The following is an 18993-nucleotide window of genomic DNA, read 5'->3' as shown; positions in this document are numbered from 1 at the left end:
GCATCTTCCCTCTCCCTCCGATCCCCCCTATACGCCCCCCCATGACCACCGTAACCCGCTTCGCCCCCAGCCCCACGGGGATGCTTCACATCGGCAATATCCGCACCGCGCTGCACAACTGGATGCTGGCGCAAAAGAGCGGGGGCAAGTTCCTGCTGCGCATCGATGATACCGATGCCGCGCGCAGCCGCGAGGACTATGTCGATGGTATCCGCGCCGATCTGGCGTGGCTGGGCCTGAATTATGAGGGCGAGGAGCGGCAGTCGGCGCGCTTTGCCCTGTATGAGCGCGAATTTGCCAAGCTGATCGAAGGCGGCCGTGTCTATCGCTGCTATGAGACGGCGCAGGAGCTGGATCTCAAGCGCAAGGTGCTGCTCAGTCGGGGCCTGCCGCCGATTTATGATCGCGGCGCGCTGGCGCTGACCGAGGCAGATCATGAGGCCAAGGCGGCGGCAGGCGAGGCGCCGCACTGGCGCTTCCTGCTGGACCGTGACGAGCCGATCACGTGGGAGGATGGCGTGCGCGGCGCGCAGAATTTCGACCCCGCCACCATGTCCGATCCGGTCATCCGCCGCGCCGATGGGTCGTGGCTCTATATGCTGCCCTCGGTCATTGACGATATCGACATGGGCGTGACCCAGATCCTGCGCGGCGAGGACCATGTGTCGAACACTGCAACGCAGGTGCAGATGTTCACCGCCCTTGGCGCGCCCGTGCCCGCCTTTGCCCATAGCGCGCTGCTGACCGGGACCGAGGGCAAGCTCTCGAAGCGTCTGGGGTCGCTGGGCGTGGCCGAATTGCGCGAGCAGGGCATCGAGCCCGAAGCGATCATCAGCCTGCTGGCCCGCCTTGGCACCAGCGATCCGGTCGATGCGGCGCTCTCGGTCGAGGAATTGTGCGCGGCGTTTGACCTCTCGCGCTTTGGCCGCGCCCCCGCCCGCTTTGACGAGGCCGAACTGGCGCGTCTCAACGCCCAGATCATCCACCGCATGCCCTATGCCCGCGTGGCCGACCGCCTGCCCGAGGGCGTGGGCGAGGAGGCGTGGGAGGCGATCCGCCCCAACCTCAACACCGTGGCCGAGGCGGCGGATTGGTGGGCTGTGGTCAAGGGACCGATCAATGCCCCCGCGCAGGACGATGAAGCCCGCGCGTTCCTGTCTCAGGCCGCCGGGGTTGCTGCCACGCTCGATTGGGCCGAGGGGCCATGGGCCGCGTTGACCGGCGCGCTGAAGGAAGCCACCGGGCGCAAGGGCAAGGCCCTGTTCCTGCCGCTGCGTCTGGCCATCACCGGCATGGAGCATGGGCCGGATATGGGGGCGCTTTTGCCGCTGATCGGGCGGGATGAGGTTGTTGCGCGGTTGAAGGGGTAAGATTTGCCTCCGGCGGGCAAAGGGCGGGGGCCCTTTGCAATCCCGTTAATGGGGGGCAGATGGTTCGCTGGTGGGGTGTTTATCCGATGGGATGAAAGCCTGCGGCGCGGCAAGCTCAGCCCAAAAGCGCCGCAGGCTTTCAAATTCTAACGTCGCGTCCGACACTCAAGGCCGATCCCTCGGCGCAACAATGACAGTATCGGGATTGTTAAGGGCCCCCGCCCTTAACCCGCCGGAGGCATCATCAGGCAACCACCTCCACCACTTCCTCGCTTGCCGCTTCCAGCAACCGCTTCTCAACCGTCTTCTGCCGTCCGCCGCCATCGACCTTTCCGCCGAACAGGTCGGTGACATAGAAGGTGTCGACGGCGCGCTCGCCATAGGTGGCGATATGGGCGGAATGGACGATGAGGCGCGATTCGAACAGCGCGCGGGCCAGTCTGTTCAAAAGCGCAGGCCGGTCGCGGGCCGAGATTTCGACCACGGTGAAGCGGTTGGAGGCGTCATTGTCGAATTCGACGCGCGGGCGCACTTCAAACGCTTCCTGACGCGGGCGGGGCAGGGGCCGGGCGACGAGTTGAGGCAGCAGCTTGACCCGGTTGGCCAGCGCATCGCCGATGGCTTTTTGCAGACGCTCCAACTGCGACTGTTCCGAAAACGGCCTTCCCAGCGGGTCCTGCACAAGGAAATTGTCCACCGCCGTGCCGCTGCGCGTGGTGTGGATGCGCGCGTCGATGATGTTGCCGCCCGCAAGGTGGATGCCGCCCGCGATGCGATAGAACAGGCCGGGGTGATCCGAGGCGATGACCATGACCAGCGTGGCGCCGCGCGTTTCGTCATAGCTGGTGGTGATCGACAAAGGCGCGCCCTTGGCCTCATGCAATTGCACAAGGTTGCGCGCGATCACATCGTCTGGTTCGGCGATCCAGTAGGCGTCGGTGAACTGCTTGCCATAGCGCGCCACCAGCGAGCCTTGCTCCCCCATCCTTTCGGTGACGATCTTCTGCTTGGCCGCGATGCGCTCGACGCGGTGGCGTTCGACATGGCCTAGACGCAACCGTTCCTCGGCGCTGGCGAAGAGTTCGGTCAGCAACTGGCGCTTCCACCCGTTCCACACGCCCGGACCCACCGCGCGAATGTCCACAATGGTCAGCAGCGTCAATTGCCGCAACCGTTCGAGCGATTGCACCACGGCGACGAAATCGGTGATCGTCTTCCAGTCGGCCAGATCGCGCTTCATCGCGGTCGCGCTCATCAACAGATGCTGGCGTACCAGCCAGCTGACCAGTTCGGTCTCCTCGCTGGTCATGCCCAGCCGCGGACACAGGCGCAGCGCGATTTCCGCGCCCAGCACCGAATGGTCGCCCCCGCGCCCCTTGGCGATGTCATGCATCAGCACGCTGGCATAAAGCGCGCGGCGGTGATGCACCTTGCCGATGATCGCGGTGGCCAGCGGATGGTCCTCGGCCAGCTCGCCCTTTTCGATCTTGGCCAGCAGGCCGATCGCGCGGATCGTATGTTCGTCCACCGTATAGTGGTGATACATATCGAACTGCATCTGGGCATTGACCCTGCCGAAATCGGGAATGAAGCGGCCGAACACGCCTGCCTCGTTCAGCCAGCGCAGCACCGTTTCGGGATCATGGCGGCTGGTCAGCAATTCCATGAACAATTCATTGGCGCGCGGGTTTTTGCGCACCTCGGCGTCGATCAGCTTCGCGTCGCGGGCGATGTGGCGCATGGTTTCGGGGTGGATCTCGAAACTTTCCGCGTCCGCAATCGTGAAGATTTCGAGCAAACGCACCGGATCGGCCTCGAACCAGTCGTCGGATGGCGCGGCGATGCGGCCATGGGAAACCTTATAGCCCTTGATCGTGCGTGTGCGCCCGCGAAACGAGGCAAGGAAGCCCTTGCGCTTCTTCTTCTCGGTCTGCTCCTCCAACTGGGCCAGAAACACGCCGGTCAGGCTGCCGACCTGTTTGGCCTGAAGGAAGAAATATTGCATGAAACGCTCGACCGCGCTTTTGCCCGGCCGGTCGGCAAAGGCCATGCGCTGGGCCACCTGGCGTTGCAGGTCGAAGGTCAGCCGGTCCTCGGCGCGGTTGGTGATCGTGTGCAGATGGCAGCGCACGGCCCAGAAAAAGCTCTCGGCGCGGCGGAAGGCGCGATATTCGTCCTGTGTCAAAAGGCCCACATCGACCAGCTCGGCCGGGCTGCGCACCTTGTGCAGATATTTGCCGATCCAGTAGAGCGTGTGGAGATCGCGCAGGCCGCCCTTACCCTCTTTCACATTGGGCTCGACCACATAGCGGCTGTCGCCCAGCCTTTTGTGCCGCTCGTTGCGCTCGGCCAGTTTCTCGGTGACGAAATTGCGCTCGCTGCCCTCGACCACCTCGGCGAAGAACCGGCGGCGGGATTCGTCGAACAGCGCCTGATCGCCCCAGACATAACGCCCTTCGAGCAGGGCGGTGCAGATCGTGATGTCCGATTTGGCCATGCGGACCGTATCGTCCAGGCTGCGGCTGGAATGACCGACTTTCAGCCCCAGATCCCACAGGAAATAGAGCATGGCCTCGATCACCTGCTCGCACCAGTGGGTCTGTTTGGACGGCGTGATGAAGGCCACGTCGACGTCGGAATGGGGCGCCATTTCCCCGCGCCCATAGCCGCCCACGGCCATGATCGTCAGCCGCTCGCCCGTGGTGCGGTTGACCGAAGGATAGACATCGGAAATCACATGATCGTGGATTACGCGCAGCAATTGGTCGGTCAGGAAAGCCTGCGCCTCGGCGCAATCATGGCCCGCGCCGGGGCGTTCCATCAGGCGGCGGTTGATCTCCTCGCGCCCATCGGCCAGCGCCTTGCGCAACAGTTCGACGATGGGCTGACGCGCGGCACTGGCCTTGTTGCCCGCCGCATCCATCGCATCGGCAATGGCGATGGTCAAAGCGCGGCGGTCGATCACCGCGCGTTGGTTGGGGATGCGAATGGCGTTCATCGGCGGCTTTCAACAGGAGGCTTGCAGGCCAAGTCTAAACATCTCTACTTAAGCGACACTTATCACTCTACCCCGTGGGACCATGGCCGCGCCAGAGGTTTGACGCAGAAAAAGGTGACTTCTGTCATCGCCTTGTTGTATCGCGCGGCTCATTAGGAAAAAAATGGGCTTTTTGCCCCAGCCACGGACCCTGTTTCCCATGTTGAGCGACCTTGTGCATGCCTCGCTGCCGCATATTCTGCCTCTGGCCGATGTCCTGTCCGCCGGGGCCAGCGCGGTGAAGCAGCCGATCTTCTGGGCCGATCTGGGGCTGAAAAAGGGGATCAGTCTGGGGTTTTTCACCCTGCGCTTCTACTCGCTGGCCTATCTGGCGGGGATCGTGTTCGGCTATTGGCACATGACGCGGATGATCCGCCAACCGGGCAGCCCGCTGGCGCAGCGCCATGTCGATGACCTGTTCTTCTGGTGCACGCTGGGCATCATTCTGGGCGGGCGTCTGGGCTATGCCACCTTCTATGACCACACGCTTTATACTGAACCGTTGAAAATGCTGCGCTTGTGGGAGGGCGGCATGAGTTTTCACGGCGGACTGATTGGCGTGCTGGTGGCGGTCTGGGGCGTGTGCCGGGCGGGCGGCCTGTCCTTTATCCGGGTGATGGATTATGTCGCGCCCTGCGCGCCGGTAGGGCTGTTTTTTGGGCGCATCGCCAATTTCATCAATGGCGAATTGTGGGGCAGGGTGGCAGGCCCCGATGTGCCTTGGGCGATGGTCTTTCCCGATGAGGCAGCAGGCAATTTCGCCCGCCATCCCAGCCAGCTCTACGAGGCGGGCCTTGAGGGGCTGACGCTTGGGGCGGTGCTGTTTGCGCTGTTCTGGCTGACGCGGGCGCGCTGGCGGCCGGGGATGCTGATGGGCACTTTCTCGCTGGGCTATGGTCTGGCGCGCTTCATCGTCGAATTTTTCCGCGAGCCGGATCAGCAATTGCAGGATTTCGCCGCCCGCACCCATATGTCGATGGGACAATGGCTGACGGTGCCGATGATCCTCTTGGGCTTGTTCCTGATCGTGCGGGCGCTGACGCGGCCGATGCTGGGGGCGCGGGTGCCGGTGCGGTCGGGCGCCGATGGCTGATCTGTCGGACAGTCTGCGCCGCCTGATCGCGATGCAGGGGCCGATCCCGCTCGCGCTCTACATGGCGCAGGCCAATGCCCATTATTACTCCACGCGCGATCCGTTGGGCGCGGGCGGCGATTTCATCACCGCGCCCGAAATCAGCCAGATGTTTGGCGAGATGGTGGGGGTGTGGATCGCCGATGTGTGGCGGCGGGCGGGATCGCCCGCGCGCGTGATCTATGCCGAGCCGGGGCCGGGGCGCGGCACGCTGGCGCGCGATGCCTTGCGCGTGGCGGCGCGTTTTGGATTGGTGCCGGAGGTGCATTTCATCGAAGGCTCGCCCGAATTGCGCCGCGCGCAGGCTGCCGCTTTCCCACAGGCGGTGTGGCATGAGGATCTCTCGACCCTGCCCGATGATGCGCCGATCCTGTTGGTGGCCAATGAATTTCTCGACGCGCTGCCGGTGCGCCAACTGGTGAAAACGCCGCAGGGCTGGCGCGAGCGGATGGTCGGGCTGGATGGGGATCGTTTCGTCCCCGTCTCGGGCGGATTGCCGATGGACAGCGCGGTGCCGCAGGCATGGCGCGAGGCCGAGGCGGGGGCGATTGTCGAAACCAGCCCCGCCGCCGGCGCGGTGATGGGCGAAATCGGCGCGAGGCTGGCCGCGCAAGGCGGGGCGGCGCTGATTATCGATTATGGCTATGCGCCAAGGCAGATGGGCTCGACCTTTCAGGCCCTGCGCGCCCATGCCCATGTCGATCCGTTCAAAGCGCCGGGCGAGGCGGATCTGACCTGTCTGGTCGATTTCGTCACCGCGGCGCAGGTGGCGCAGGTGCAGGGCGCGCGCGTGATGGGGATTGCCGGGCAGGGCGGATGGCTGATGGCGCTGGGCATGGCCGAGCGGGCAGCGGCGCTGGCTAGGGCCGCACCCGATCAGGCCAAGGAGGTTGAGGCGGCCTATCACCGGTTGACCGCGCCCGATCATATGGGCGTTTTGTTCAAAGTGCTGGGGCTGGCGGGGCGCGAATGGCCCGATGGCGCAGGATTTGGGCCTGCTGCGCCGGTTTCGTAAATCTGCGATACAGCTTTACCTGCGCATAGACTCCCGCGCTTACCGACCGAATCCTGCTCCGAAAGTCCCGCCATCTCTGCCCAGCCTTCCTTTGCCCAGCAATCGCGGTTGCGCAGCCGCGCGACAGCCATCGGCTTGTCGCTGGCGATCATGGCGTTGTTCATCGCGGCTTTGCTCAGCCTCGGGCTGGCGGGAGCGAACAAGCAGCCGGGCGAGCCGCGTCTGGTCTCGATCCAGATGGACGATGGCAAGCAGCAGGCACAGGCCAAGGCACAGCAGCAGGTGTCATCGCCCAAAGTGGCAAAAATGGCCGAGCCGCCCAAAACCCCGGTGCCCAGCCCGCCGCAGCCCGTGCCCACCACGCCCCCGCCGCCCAACTATATCAAGCTGAGCCACGAGGATTTCATGGCCTCGGACATTGGCGCGATCGGGCGCCGCACCGAGGCGGTCGCGGCCGCCGATGCCGCCGCCGCGCGCGCCGCCGCCACCGGGCCGGGCGAAGGCCCCAAGGGCGTCCATCTCTATGCCGCGCAGTGGTATCGTGAGCCCAACGACGCCGAATTGCGACCCTTTCTGGCCGGGGCCAATGCGCCGCCCGGATCATGGGCCACCATCGCCTGCCAGACCATCGACCATTTCCATGTCGAGAATTGTCAGGAGCTGGACGAATATCCGCTGGGTTCCGGCCTTGCGCGCGGATTGCGTCGCGCCTCGTGGCAGTTCCTCGTCTGGCCGCCGCGCGTGGATGGCAAACCGCAGATCGGAACATGGGTGCGGATCAGGTTTGATTTCACCAAGGGGTGATTTTTGGGGGCGGTTTTATGCCTCCGGCGGGCAAAGGGCGGGGCCCTTTGCAATCCCGTTAATGGGTTGTGCATGGATGGCGAAGAAACGGGCGCTTGAAGTGGTTTATAAAGCCTGCGGCGCCATGTCGGGCCGATCGGCGCCGCAGGCTTTCAATACCAAACATTTGAGTCCGGCACCCAAGGCCGAATTTATAGCGTAACATTTACAGTAATGGGATTGCAAAGGGTCGAGACCCTTTGCCCGCCGGAGGCACACCAATCCCCGCACACCCCTTAATGCGTCTCCCGCTTCAACCTCTCGGCCAAAGCCTCCAGTTCGACCGGCTCCAGCAGCCAGGTCCGCGTGATCCGCCCGGCGCGATGCACCGGCGCGGTCAGCAGCAGGCGGGCGTTTTCGCGCGCATGGGGCTTATACAGCGTGAAATGGGTCACGCATTCGCGCACATGGGCGATCACCGGCACGCGGCCTTCGAGGTCGATCATCGTCGCGGGCTGGTCCCACGGGATATTGTCGATGGTCGCACGGTTGCTTTCGCTGGGCATATAGGCCTCCGCGTGGGTGAAGTCGCGCTTGGGGGTTTCTTCGTCAGACATCGAGATTGGCCACGTTAAGAGCATTTTCCTGAATGAATTCGCGGCGCGGTTCGACGATATCGCCCATCAGGCGGGTAAAGATTTCGTCGGTCACGTCGGCGTCTTCGACCTTGACCTGAAGCAGGGCGCGGTTGTTCGGGTCGAGCGTGGTTTCCCAGAGCTGTTCCGCGTTCATCTCGCCAAGGCCTTTGTAGCGCTGGATCGAGAGGCCCTTGCGGCCGGTGGCCAGCACGGCTTCGAGCAATTGCGAGGGGCGCGTGATCGATCCGTCCAGATCGACCGGGCGGGCGGCGATGGGGGCATCCTCGTTTTCCTCGACCACCGGTTCGGGTTCGGCGACGGCCGCGCTCGACCGGCTGAACTTGGCCGGGGTGGAATAGACTTCGGCCTGCTCTGCGGCGAGGCGCGCCAGCTTGCGCGCTTCGGCGCTGATCAGGAAGGATGCCTCGATCTTGTGATAATCGGTCACGCCGCGCCAATGGCGCAGGAACTCGACATGGCCATCCTCGGTCAGCACCGCTTCCCACTTGGCCTCGCGGTCGGCGCGGCCCAGCCATGCTGCGGCCTTGTCCAGCGCGACCTTGCGTTCATCGGGCGCCATCCCATGTTCGAGCGACCCGGCCAGGGCCATCGCTTCGATGACGGCGGGGTTATATTTGCGCTGAACAAAGGCCATGAGGTTGCGGAAACGCAGCGCATGTTCGACCAGATCCTCCAGATCGCGGCCCGAGCGCGCGCCCGTTCCCGTCTCCAGCATCCGGCCCGCCAGACCCGCTTCGACCAGATAGCGGTCGAGCGCGGCATTGTCTTTGAGGTAAACCTCGGACCTGCCCTTGGCGACCTTGTACAAAGGCGGCTGGGCGATGAAGAGGTGGCCCGCGCGGATGATGTCGGGCATCTGCCGGTGGAAGAAGGTCAGCAGCAGCGTGCGGATATGCGCGCCGTCGACGTCGGCGTCGGTCATGATGACGATCTTGTGATAGCGCAGCTTCTCAAGATTGAATTCATCGCGGATGCCGGTGCCCATCGCCTGAATCAGCGTGCCGACTTCCTTGGACGAGATGATCCGGTCGAAACGCGCGCGCTCGACATTGAGGATCTTGCCCTTGAGCGGCAGAATCGCCTGATAATGGCGGTCACGCCCCTGCTTGGCCGATCCGCCTGCCGAGTCACCTTCGACCAGGAAGAGTTCGCACTTGCTGGGATCGCGCTCCTGACAGTCGGCCAGCTTGCCGGGCAGGCTGGCGATGTCCATCACCCCCTTGCGGCGGGTCAGTTCGCGGGCGCGCTTGGCCGCCTCGCGCGCGGCGGCGGCATCAATCACCTTCTGGATGATCGACTTGGCATGGGCGGGGTTTTCCTCCAGCCACTGCGTCATCTTGTCAGCCATCAGCGCTTCCAGCGGCTGACGCACTTCGGAGGAGACCAGCTTGTCCTTGGTCTGCGAAGAGAACTTGGGATCGGGCAGCTTGACCGAAACGATCGCGGTCAGGCCCTCACGCATATCCTCACCCGAAAGCGAGACCTTTTCCTTCTTCAACATGCCCGAACGCTCGGCATAATTGTTGAGCGTGCGCGTCAGCGCGGCGCGGAAGGCGGCCAGATGCGTGCCGCCGTCGCGCTGGGGAATGTTGTTGGTGAAGCACAGGACGTTTTCGTAATAGGAATCGTTCCATTGCAGCGCCACGTCGATGCCGATCCCGTCCTTGTCCGCCGTGATGGCGATAGGTTCGGGGATCAGCGCCTGCTTGTTGCGATCAAGGTAGCGCACAAAGGCTGCGATGCCGCCCTCGTAATAGAGGTCATGTTCCTTGACCTCCTCGCCGCGCAGATCGCGCAGCAGGATGCGCACGCCGCTGTTCAGAAATGCCAGTTCGCGGTAGCGATGCTCCAGCTTGTCGAAATCATAGACGGTGACATTCTTGAACGTCTCGTCGCTGGCCAGGAAGGTCACGCGGGTGCCGTTCTTCTTCTGCCCCTTGCGGGTGCCCGAGTCATAGATCGGCGCCTCGCCCTTGACGATCAGCGGATTTTCCGCATCGCCGTGGCGGAAGCGCATCCAATGTTCGAGACCCTCGCGCCAGATGGTCAGTTCGAGCCATTCCGAAAGCGCGTTGACCACCGAAACGCCCACGCCATGCAGACCGCCTGAAACCTTATAGGCATTGTCGTCGCTGGTGTTCTCGAATTTGCCGCCCGCGTGCAGCTGGGTCATGATGACCTCGGCCGCCGAGACGCCTTCTTCGGAGTGCAGGCCGGTGGGAATGCCGCGGCCATTGTCCTCGACCGACACCGACCCGTCCGGGTTGATCTCGATCAGCACCAGATCGCAATGGCCGGCCAAGGCCTCGTCAATGGCATTGTCCGACACTTCGAACACCATGTGGTGCAGGCCGCTGCCGTCATCCGTGTCGCCGATATACATGCCGGGCCGCTTGCGCACCGCATCCAGCCCCTTGAGGACCTTGATCGAGTCTGCGCCATAGGCGTTGGTGTTGGGCTGACCCATGCTGGACTGATTGGTGCCTGACTGGCCGGTGTTCGGATTTTCGGTGCTCATAGATGGCCTATAGGCATTTTGGCGCAGGACCGAAAGGCGCTTTCACCTCTTCCTTCCACAGAGTTTTCCTGCTGAATTGCCGCGAAACTCGCAAATGGGCGAAGCAGGAGGCATCAATGAAGCATGGTAGGCAGTTGCTGGCCCAGGGGCTTGGATACGCGGCGGCTCTGGCGGGGGTGATGGCGGGCGGGATCGCTGCGGCTCAGGAAGCGCCTCTGCGCCCCGATCAGGCAGCCTTCCGCGCGCTTTATAAGGAGCTGGTGGAAACCGACAGTTCGATCACCACCGGCTCCTGCACGCTGCTGGCCGACAAGGTGGAAAAGCATCTGCGCGCCGCCGGTTATGGCGACGGCGACATCACCCGCTTTGCCGTGCCCGATCATCCCAAGGAGGGCGGGCTGGTGGTGATCCTGCCCGGCACGTCCAAGACCTTGAAGCCGATCCTGCTGCTGGGCCATCTCGACGTGGTGGTGGCCAAGCGTGAGGACTGGACCCGCAATCCTTATGAATTCATCGAGGAGGGCGGCTATTTCTATGGTCGCGGCACGTCCGACATGAAGGCGATGGACGCCATCTGGATCGACATGATGGCGCGGATGAAGAAAGAAGGCGCCAAGAACAAGCGCACGCTCAAACTGGCGCTGACCTGCGGCGAGGAAACGAGCTGGGCATTTAATGGCGCGCAATATCTGGCCAATAACAAGCGTGACCTGATTGACGCCGAATTCGCCCTGAACGAAGGCGGCGGCGGGCGCACCAGCGGGTCGGGCGGCAAGGTCATCGTGCAGAACATGCATGTCGGCGAAAAGACGGTCGTGAACTATCGCATCGAGGCGACCAATCCGGGCGGCCACTCCTCGATCCCGATCCCCGACAATGCGATCTATGAATTGTCCGACGCGCTGGTTAAATTGCGCGCCTTCGATTTTCCGCTGATGCTGAACGACACGACCAAGGCGTTTTTCTCTAAGGCAGGCCCCGCGCGGGGCGGCGATATGGGCAAGGCCATGGTGACCATCGCCACCGCCCCCATCGGCAGCCCGGAATCGAAAGCCGCCGAAACCCTGCTGAACACCGACCGCTCCTATCACTCGATGCTGCGCACCACCTGCGTGGCGACGCTGCTCGACGGCGGCCATGCCAATAATGCGCTGCCCCAGCGCGCCGGGGCCAATGTCAATTGCCGCATCTTCCCCGGCGTGCCCGCCGAGGAAGTCCGCGCCACGCTGGCCAAGGTGATCGCCGATCCGAAAATGACGGTGAAGCAGGTCGATGATCGCGGCCCGCTGGCCAAATCGCCGCCGCTCACGCCCTTTATCGTCGGGCCTGCGGAGCGTCTGGTGGCCAAATATTACCCCGGCGTGCCGCTGGTGCCGGTGATGTCGACCGGGGCCACTGATGGCATCTATCTGGAGGCGGTGGGCATTCCCTCCTATGGTCCTCCGGGCCTTTATGGCGATCCCGATGGCAGCGGGGCGCATGGGCTCAACGAACGTGCGATTGTGAAGGCGGTCTATACGGGGCGCGAATTCCTCAACGAACTGGTGACGGAATACGCCAACAAGTGATCTGCGGGGCCGGGGGCGGGCCGAATTCCGCCCCCGATCCTCGATTGGCCGCAGGATGGCGGCGAATGGGCAGATTTTACGATATGTAATATTGTATCATTTTCGGGGGGCTGTTAGGAAGGCGCGCATGAGGGCGCGGCGAAGCTGCGCTGCAACAAGAACAAGGGTCTGGCTTTCCCCATGAAATTCACGCGCAACACCCCCGCCTGCGCAATTGCGGCCATCGCCGCCGGTCTGGCATTTCCCGCCCTTGCCGCGGATGATACCGCCGCCGACGCCCCACAGGACGCCATCCATTCCGCACCCCCTGCTGAAATCGTCGTCTCGGGTGTGCTGCCCCGCAACCAGCAGGACGTGCTTTCGGGCGTGGCCGTGCTGAAAGGCGCCCATCTCGATCAGGCCCTGCGCTCCTCCATCGGCGAAACGCTGGCCCATACGCCGGGCGTGACGGCCACCTCTTTCGGCCCCACCGCCTCGCGCCCCGTGCTGCGCGGGATGCAGGGAGAGCGGGTGCGCGTGCTGGTCGACGGCATCGGCTCGATCGACGTGTCGAACACCAGCGCCGACCATGCGCCTGCGGTCAACCCCTTGCTGGCCGAACGGATCGAGGTGCTGCGCGGGCCTCAGGCTTTGCTCTATGGTTCGGCGGCGGTGGGCGGCGTGGTCAATGTGATCGACCGCCGCATCCCGACCGAAGTGCCCAAGGAGCCGATCCATATCGGTGCGCTGGCCTCCTATGGTTCGGCGGCCAATGAAAAGTCGTTTGCCGGGACAGTGGATGTGCCGCTGGGCGGTGGCTGGGTGGCCCATGCCGATGGCAGCCGCGCGGTGTCGGATGACATGAAGATCGCGGGCTATGCGCTGACCCCGGCCTTGCGGGCGCAGGCCTTGGCCACGGCGGCCAGCAGCGCGGGCAATCCCGACATTGATTACACCGCCAATGCCAATGCCAAGGGGCGATTGGCCAATACGGCGGCGAAAAGCTGGGATGCGGGCGCGGGTCTGGCCTACATTGGCGCGCAGGGCAGCATCGGCATCGCCTATAGCCACAAGGACAGCCTCTATGGCGTCCCCAGCCGTCTGGCCACGGCGGCGGATCAGGATCAGGAAAGCCCGCGCATCAAGCTGCAACAGGACCGCTGGGACGCGCGTGCGGAAATCCGCCCGGTCGGCGGCGCAATCGACAAGATCGCCGCGCGTTTCGGCTATGCCGCCTATCAGCATGCCGAATTGGCCCCCGATGGATCGGTCGGCACGCGATTTTTTAATCACGGTATCGAGGGCCGTCTCGAAGTCACCCAGACCAAAATGGGGGGCTGGCAGGGGGCAAGCGGGGTGCAATTCGTCAACCGCGATTTTAACGTGATCGGTGATGAGGCCTTCCTGCCGCGCAACAGCACCCAGCAACTGGGCCTCTTTACGCTGCAAAGCTATGACGCGGGCGCGGTGAAATTCGAGGCGGGCGGGCGCTATGAGCATTCCAAGCTCTCCGCGATGCCTCTGCCCGACCAGACGCAATTCTGGGGCGGCCAGCGCAGTTTTGACACTTTCTCCTTCTCGGGCGGGGCGACATGGCGGGTCAATCCGGCCTGGACGCTGGGCCTCTCGGCCTCGCGCACCGAGCGCGCGCCCTCGGCCGAGGAAATGTTCGCCAATGGGCCGCATGCGGGGACGCAGGCGTTTGAAATCGGCGATGTGAACCTGAAAACCGAGCGATCAACCAGCGTCGAGGCGATTTTGCGCGGCGGCGGCAAGGGCTATTCGATCGAGGCCTCGGTCTATCACAGCTGGTTCGGCAATTTCATCTATGAAGACCCCACCGGCGCCGTCGAGGATGGCCTGCCCGTCTATCAGATGCGTCAGGCCCCGGCGCGCTATTACGGCTTCGAATTGCAGGGCGCGGTCACGCTGGCCGAAATCGGGGCGTGGCGTTTGCAGGCCGATGCGATGGGCGATGCGGTCAAGGCGACGATTTCGGGCGTTGGCCCGGCCCCGCGCATTCCCCCCCTGCGCGTGCTGGGCGGCGTAACGCTGAGCGATCCGCGCTGGGATCTGCGCGGCGAGGTCGAGCATGTGACGGCGCAAAACCGCATTGCCGAGCAGGAAACCCCCACGGCAGCCTATACGTTGGTCAATGCCGAGTTTGGCTATAAGCCGGGCGGCAAGGACGGGCGGGTGTCTTTTACGCTGGGCGCGCGCAATCTGTTCAATGTCGATGCGCGCCGCGCCGCCAGTTTCCTGAAAGATTATGCCCCGCTGGCCGGGCGTGACATTCGCCTGTCGGTGCGCCTGACGGTGTGATTGTTGCGCTGCGGCGGATTTCTATGCTGCAAATGCGAATGGCTGCCTCGCCGAAGCGGGGCAGCCCTTTGATGCTTCATTGGGTGAGAGGACCATTGAAGCTATAGTTTTGTGCCGGCGATCAAGCCAGAACAGCGGCGAAAAACAGGCCGCTGACGCTGATAGCTGCGGCAAAAGCCACGATATTGCGCGACATGGGATTACTCCTGGTTTGTTGTTATGGCGGCGTCTGCTTACGCTGTTTGGCGTAGTGACTGCCGTCTGTGAGGTGGCATATACGACCAAAGTTTTATTTTGCACGTGCGAAGAGGGCGCACGCGATTGCGTTTTACGCAACTGCCGCATGCATGGCCCGCACCAACGCTTTTCTGACGCCTGCGTCCCGCCCTATCTGGACATTTGCCCCCGCAAACCTTACGGGCCTGCCATGACTGTCCAGCCCTCCGACTCCATCCTCATTGTCGATTTCGGCAGCCAGGTGACCCAGCTGATCGCGCGCCGCGTGCGCGAGGCGGGCGTCTATTCCGAAATCGCCCCCTTCACCATGGCCGAGGCCGCCTTTGCGCGGATGCAGCCAAAAGGCATCATCCTGTCGGGTTCGCCCGCCAGCGTGCTTGACGCCAATGGCCCGCGCATCCCGCAGGTGCTGCTCGACAGCGGATTGCCGATCCTTGGCATCTGCTATGGCCAGCAAAGCCTGATGCACCAGTTGGGCGGCGAAGTGACCGGCGGCGATTCGGGCGAATTCGGCCGCGCCTTCATCGACATCAATGACACTTGCGCTCTGTTCAACGGCCTGTGGTCGGTGGGCGAAAAGCATCAGGTGTGGATGAGCCATGGCGACAAGGTGACCAGCCTTGCCCCCGGCTTCCGCCCGGTGGCTTCCAGCGCGGGCGCGCCCTTTGCTGTGATCGCCAATGATGAAAAGCGCATCTATGCGATGCAGTTCCACCCTGAGGTGGTCCACACCCCCGATGGCGGCAAGCTGCTGAAGAATTTCGTGCGTCACGTCTGCGGTCTGACCGGCGACTGGACGATGGCGGAATTCCGCAAGACCAAGATCGCGGAAATCCGCGAACAGGTCGGCAGCGGCCGCGTGATCTGCGGCCTGTCGGGCGGCGTCGATTCGGCGGTGGCGGCGGTGCTGATCCACGAAGCGATCGGCGAGCAGCTCACCTGCGTTTATGTCGACCATGGCCTGATGCGCATGGGCGAGAGCGAGCAGGTGGTCAGCCTGTTCCGCGGCCATTTCAACATTCCGCTGGTCCATGTCGATGCCTCGACCCTGTTCATGAAGGGTCTGGAAGGGGTTTCCGACCCCGAAGCCAAGCGCAAGTTCATCGGCAAGACCTTCATCGACGTGTTCGAGGATGAGGCCAAGAAGATCGGCGGCGCCGACTTCCTTGCGCAAGGTACTCTCTATCCTGACGTGATCGAATCGGTCAGCTTCACCGGCGGGCCGAGCGTGACGATCAAGAGCCACCACAATGTCGGCGGCCTGCCCGAGCGCATGAACATGAAGCTGGTCGAGCCTTTGCGTGAACTCTTCAAGGACGAAGTGCGCGATCTGGGCCGCGAACTGGGCCTGCCCGACATTTTCGTGGGCCGCCACCCGTTCCCCGGGCCGGGTCTGGCCATCCGCATCCCCGGCGAAGTCAGCCGCGAGCGCGCCGACATTCTGCGCAAGGCCGATGCGGTCTATCTTGAGGAAATCCGCAATGCGGGCCTCTATGACGCCATCTGGCAGGCTTTTGCCGTGCTGCTCCCGGTCAAGACCGTGGGGGTGATGGGCGACGGGCGCACCTATGACCATGTCTGCGCGCTGCGCGCCGTGACCAGCACCGATGGCATGACCGCCGACATCTATCCCTTCGACGCGGCCTTCCTGTCGCGCGTGGCGACCCGGATCATCAACGAGGTCAAGGGCATCAACCGTGTGGTCTATGACTATACGTCGAAGCCGCCCGGCACGATTGAGTGGGAATGATTTTCGCCTATCCGGGCGTATCCAGAAGCACGCTATATTACGCTCTAACCCTATGATAAATAATAAAAAAGCTGTCGACATCTATCGATAGCTATCGGTGGGTAGAGATCGGCATTGACGGTCCGTGTGACGGGCCTTGCTCATATTGATCAGCTCCAAAATCCGAAGTACCGTCAGGGAGAGAAGGTCCTTGACGGTACTTTTTTTGATTTAAGCGTTTGAAAATACGCAGAAATCTCCGTCTAGGCATGCCCGAAATCGCATGACGGTACTTTTTGGAGGTAATACGGAAATGTTGACGGATGCTGCGATCAAGGCGCTGAAGCCGCAAAGCAAGATGTACAAAGTTTCAGATCGCGACGGCATGTACGTCCGCGTTATGCCGTCGGGAGCGGTATCGTTTCGCCTCGATTATCGCCTGAATGGGCGCCGCGAGACCGTCTACCTTGGAAAGTACGGCCGCGACGGGATCTCACTGGCACGTGCTCGCGAACTCTGCATCGACGCAAAAAGGGCCGTCAGCGAAGGGCGGTCTCCCGCGATCGAGAAACAGCGCGAGAAGCGACGGATCAAGGAGGCTAAGAGCTTCGGCGAGTTCGGCGAGAAATGGCTCGTGAATGCGCCGATGGCCGATAGCACTCGAGCCATGAGACGATCAATCTTCGAGAGGGAGCTACTGCCTGTATGGCGTAATCGGCTTCTCACTGAGATCACACCGGACGACCTGCGCGCACATTGCGGGAAGATAGTTGATCGCGGCGCACCCGCTACCGCGATCCATGTGCGCGACATCCTGAAGCAAATTTATGGGTTCGCGATCCTGCATGGGGAGAAGGTCGCAAACCCGGCCGACGATGTCGGCCCGGCATCGATCGCGACTTTCACACCGAAGGATCGCTCGCTATCTCCCACCGAGATTCGGATCATGTTTCGACAGCTTGAGAAGGTTGCGACACTGCCGACAATCCGACTGGGGATGAGGCTCTATTTGCTGACGATGGTCCGCAAGAGCGAGTTGCAAGACGCGGTCTGGGACGAGGTGGACTTCGAGAACGCAGTCTGGACGATCCCGAAGGAGCGCATGAAACGATCGAAGGCGCATAATGTTTATCTCTCGCGCCAAACCCTCGACATCATGATTGCGTTGAAGACCTGTGCCGGCAACTCGCGATACCTTCTGCCGTCCAGGTACGATGCCGACGCGCCCATGTCGCGCGCCACGTTTAACCGGGTGACCTATGCTGTCGTTGAGCAAGCGGCAAAGGAGGGGCTTCCGTTACAGGCGTTTACCGTTCACGACCTTCGTCGCACTGGGTCGACGCTACTTAACGAGTTGGGCTTCAATAGCGACTGGATCGAAAAGTGCTTGGCGCACGAGGATGGCCGATCGTCGCGCGGCGTCTACAACAAGGCTGAGTATGAAGTTCAGCGCCGTCATATGATGCAGGAATGGTCAGACATCGTGGATGCGTGGGTGGAGGGACGTAAGCACACGCCCGTTCTCCTGCCGCCAGCCATGCCCCTTATGGAACTCGATCCCGCCCTTTGACCGGTCGTGTCTTTCGCTTCGCGACATCTGGATGCTGAGCTCGACGAATGGGTGTGGTGCGGCGCTGCTGCAGCCAAGCTTCAACCTCGGCCAGATCCCAAACAACACATCGGGCAGAAAGCGCAAAGCGTTGCGGGAATTCACCACGCTGTTCCATTTCGTAGATAGTGCTGTCAGCAAGCGGGATCATCTCACGCAGCTGTTGACGCCTGATGGTCCTGCGCAGTTCGCTTATCAAGGATTGGGTTCTCAAAATCAGGTCCTTTCGCTTCTCGACTTTCAATAGAGAGCGATAGCCATCGAAATTTGGAAGACCTGGAATGACCGGGTGCGGTGATATCGTGCCATAGCGTGCAATTCGGACGTGTTGGGTCGCCGTGGAATGCTGCGCTTCACCGGATGAGTAGGCAACGACCGACGAAACGGCCTGCGTCACGCTCGAGAGTGTTTTGCAGCTTGCAACCTCTTCAGGGACTGAGCGCCTTGCCTGCGGATCTGCCTAAATAATGAGCTCCATTTGAAAGAATTGGCGCCATCTGCGCGTTGGTTGGCGTGATCAGCTAGAGAGTTTTTCTCTGTCAGCGGTCATAACGTCTCCCAGGCTCGCGATCGATGTCCTGTCGCATTGCAATACCGAAAGTCTTTCGCGCTGTGCAAATGCGAGTGCCTCATACAGATTAAATGGAGACGTTCATGAAGCGCCTTGCGTTTACCGTCATGCTGTTGTCAGCGGCTGCGCTCAGTTCAACCGCGCCAGCTCAAGCTCAGCAGCCCGCAGTGTCAACTACTACCAGCAAGGCGGACAAAAGCCTGTTCACCGTAAAATCCATCTCGCCGGAAATACGTGAGGTGACTTATCTCAATGGGCCTTTCAATTTCATTGAGCCGGAGACGTTGGTTCAGCTAAACGACGTCGTCCTGAAGCTGTCGCAGGATAGTCAAGTAAAAGTTGTCATATTTGACAGTGGTACTGCTGGCTTCTGTCCCCCGTCAGCACCCATGGCACAGATTTGATGTTGTGATTTAAGGAGGATTGGGGCTTCGTCGTAATGACGAAGGAATGCAGATGAAGCC

At 62.4% G+C, this 18993-nt stretch carries 13 protein-coding genes; 9 read left to right on the top strand and 4 right to left on the bottom strand.

What is annotated here, in order from left to right; translation table 11 throughout:
• The first annotated feature begins 41 nt into the window (after positions 1 to 41).
• A complete protein-coding gene (gene gltX / locus FHW96_RS19635; protein WP_172342278.1) occupies positions 42 to 1370 on the top strand; it encodes a glutamate--tRNA ligase in 1329 nt (442 codons plus the stop codon).
• Between the two features lie 244 nt (positions 1371 to 1614).
• On the opposite strand, the gene FHW96_RS19630 is transcribed toward gltX, so the two are convergent.
• Positions 1615 to 4368: a [protein-PII] uridylyltransferase gene (locus FHW96_RS19630; protein WP_172342277.1), complete on the bottom strand. Its 2754-nt coding sequence runs from the start codon at positions 4366 to 4368 to the stop codon at positions 1615 to 1617.
• A gap of 199 nt (positions 4369 to 4567) precedes the next feature.
• Here FHW96_RS19630 and lgt point away from each other — a divergent pair, with 199 nt between their 5' ends.
• From lgt to FHW96_RS19615, 3 genes are all read left to right on the top strand, one after another.
• Positions 4568 to 5500 (top strand): prolipoprotein diacylglyceryl transferase, encoded by a 933-nt coding sequence (gene lgt, locus FHW96_RS19625; protein ID WP_172342276.1) that lies wholly within the window; start codon positions 4568 to 4570, stop codon positions 5498 to 5500.
• On the top strand, positions 5493 to 6554 hold the full coding sequence (locus tag FHW96_RS19620) for a class I SAM-dependent methyltransferase (protein WP_172342275.1): 1062 nt from the start codon (positions 5493 to 5495) through the stop codon (positions 6552 to 6554). The genes lgt and FHW96_RS19620 overlap by 8 nt, the downstream gene beginning before the upstream one ends.
• A gap of 108 nt (positions 6555 to 6662) precedes the next feature.
• Positions 6663 to 7358: a hypothetical protein gene (locus FHW96_RS19615; RefSeq protein WP_172342274.1), complete on the top strand. Its 696-nt coding sequence runs from the start codon at positions 6663 to 6665 to the stop codon at positions 7356 to 7358.
• Positions 7359 to 7633: 275 nt separating this feature from the next.
• Here FHW96_RS19615 and FHW96_RS19610 read toward each other — a convergent pair whose 3' ends face one another.
• Positions 7634 to 7903, bottom strand: coding sequence for a hypothetical protein (locus tag FHW96_RS19610; protein ID WP_172342355.1), 270 nt, complete (start codon positions 7901 to 7903; stop codon positions 7634 to 7636).
• Between the two features lie 43 nt (positions 7904 to 7946).
• Positions 7947 to 10463, bottom strand: coding sequence for a DNA topoisomerase (ATP-hydrolyzing) subunit B (gyrB, locus tag FHW96_RS19605; RefSeq protein WP_253951096.1), 2517 nt, complete (start codon positions 10461 to 10463; stop codon positions 7947 to 7949).
• Positions 10464 to 10630: 167 nt separating this feature from the next.
• Between gyrB and FHW96_RS19600 the strand changes: the two genes are divergently transcribed.
• The 4 genes from FHW96_RS19600 (at position 10631) to FHW96_RS19585 (ending at position 17919) form a co-directional block, all read left to right on the top strand.
• Positions 10631 to 12082 carry a M20/M25/M40 family metallo-hydrolase gene (locus FHW96_RS19600; RefSeq protein WP_371815762.1) on the top strand — a complete coding sequence of 484 codons (1452 nt, stop codon included), beginning with the start codon at positions 10631 to 10633 and terminating at the stop codon, positions 12080 to 12082.
• A 180-nt stretch (positions 12083 to 12262) separates the two neighbouring features.
• The gene (locus tag FHW96_RS19595) at positions 12263 to 14383 is read left to right on the top strand and encodes a TonB-dependent receptor (RefSeq protein ID WP_172342272.1); all 2121 of its coding nucleotides are present in this window, start codon (positions 12263 to 12265) and stop codon (positions 14381 to 14383) included.
• Positions 14384 to 14810: 427 nt separating this feature from the next.
• Positions 14811 to 16370, top strand: a complete 1560-nt coding sequence (gene guaA, locus FHW96_RS19590; RefSeq protein WP_172342271.1) for a glutamine-hydrolyzing GMP synthase — start codon at positions 14811 to 14813, stop codon at positions 16368 to 16370.
• 292 nt (positions 16371 to 16662) lie between these two features.
• Positions 16663 to 17919, top strand: coding sequence for a site-specific integrase (locus FHW96_RS19585; RefSeq protein ID WP_172342352.1), 1257 nt, complete (start codon positions 16663 to 16665; stop codon positions 17917 to 17919).
• On the opposite strand, the gene FHW96_RS19580 is transcribed toward FHW96_RS19585, so the two are convergent.
• Complete coding sequence (locus FHW96_RS19580) at positions 17894 to 18157, bottom strand: helix-turn-helix transcriptional regulator (protein ID WP_371815766.1); 264 nt, start codon at positions 18155 to 18157, stop codon at positions 17894 to 17896. The two genes, FHW96_RS19585 and FHW96_RS19580, sit on opposite strands and share 26 nt — an antisense overlap.
• Positions 18158 to 18612: 455 nt before the next feature.
• On the opposite strand from FHW96_RS19580, the gene FHW96_RS19575 reads away from it, so the two are divergent.
• The gene (locus FHW96_RS19575; protein ID WP_172342270.1) at positions 18613 to 18933 is read left to right on the top strand and encodes a hypothetical protein; all 321 of its coding nucleotides are present in this window, start codon (positions 18613 to 18615) and stop codon (positions 18931 to 18933) included.
• Positions 18934 to 18993 lie beyond the last annotated feature (60 nt).

Source organism: Novosphingobium sp. SG751A, assembly GCF_013149295.1.
Taxonomy (GTDB): Bacteria; Pseudomonadota; Alphaproteobacteria; order Sphingomonadales; family Sphingomonadaceae; genus Novosphingobium.
Note: the sequence above shows the minus strand (reverse complement) of the source record. Positions and strands in the feature narration are given on the sequence as shown.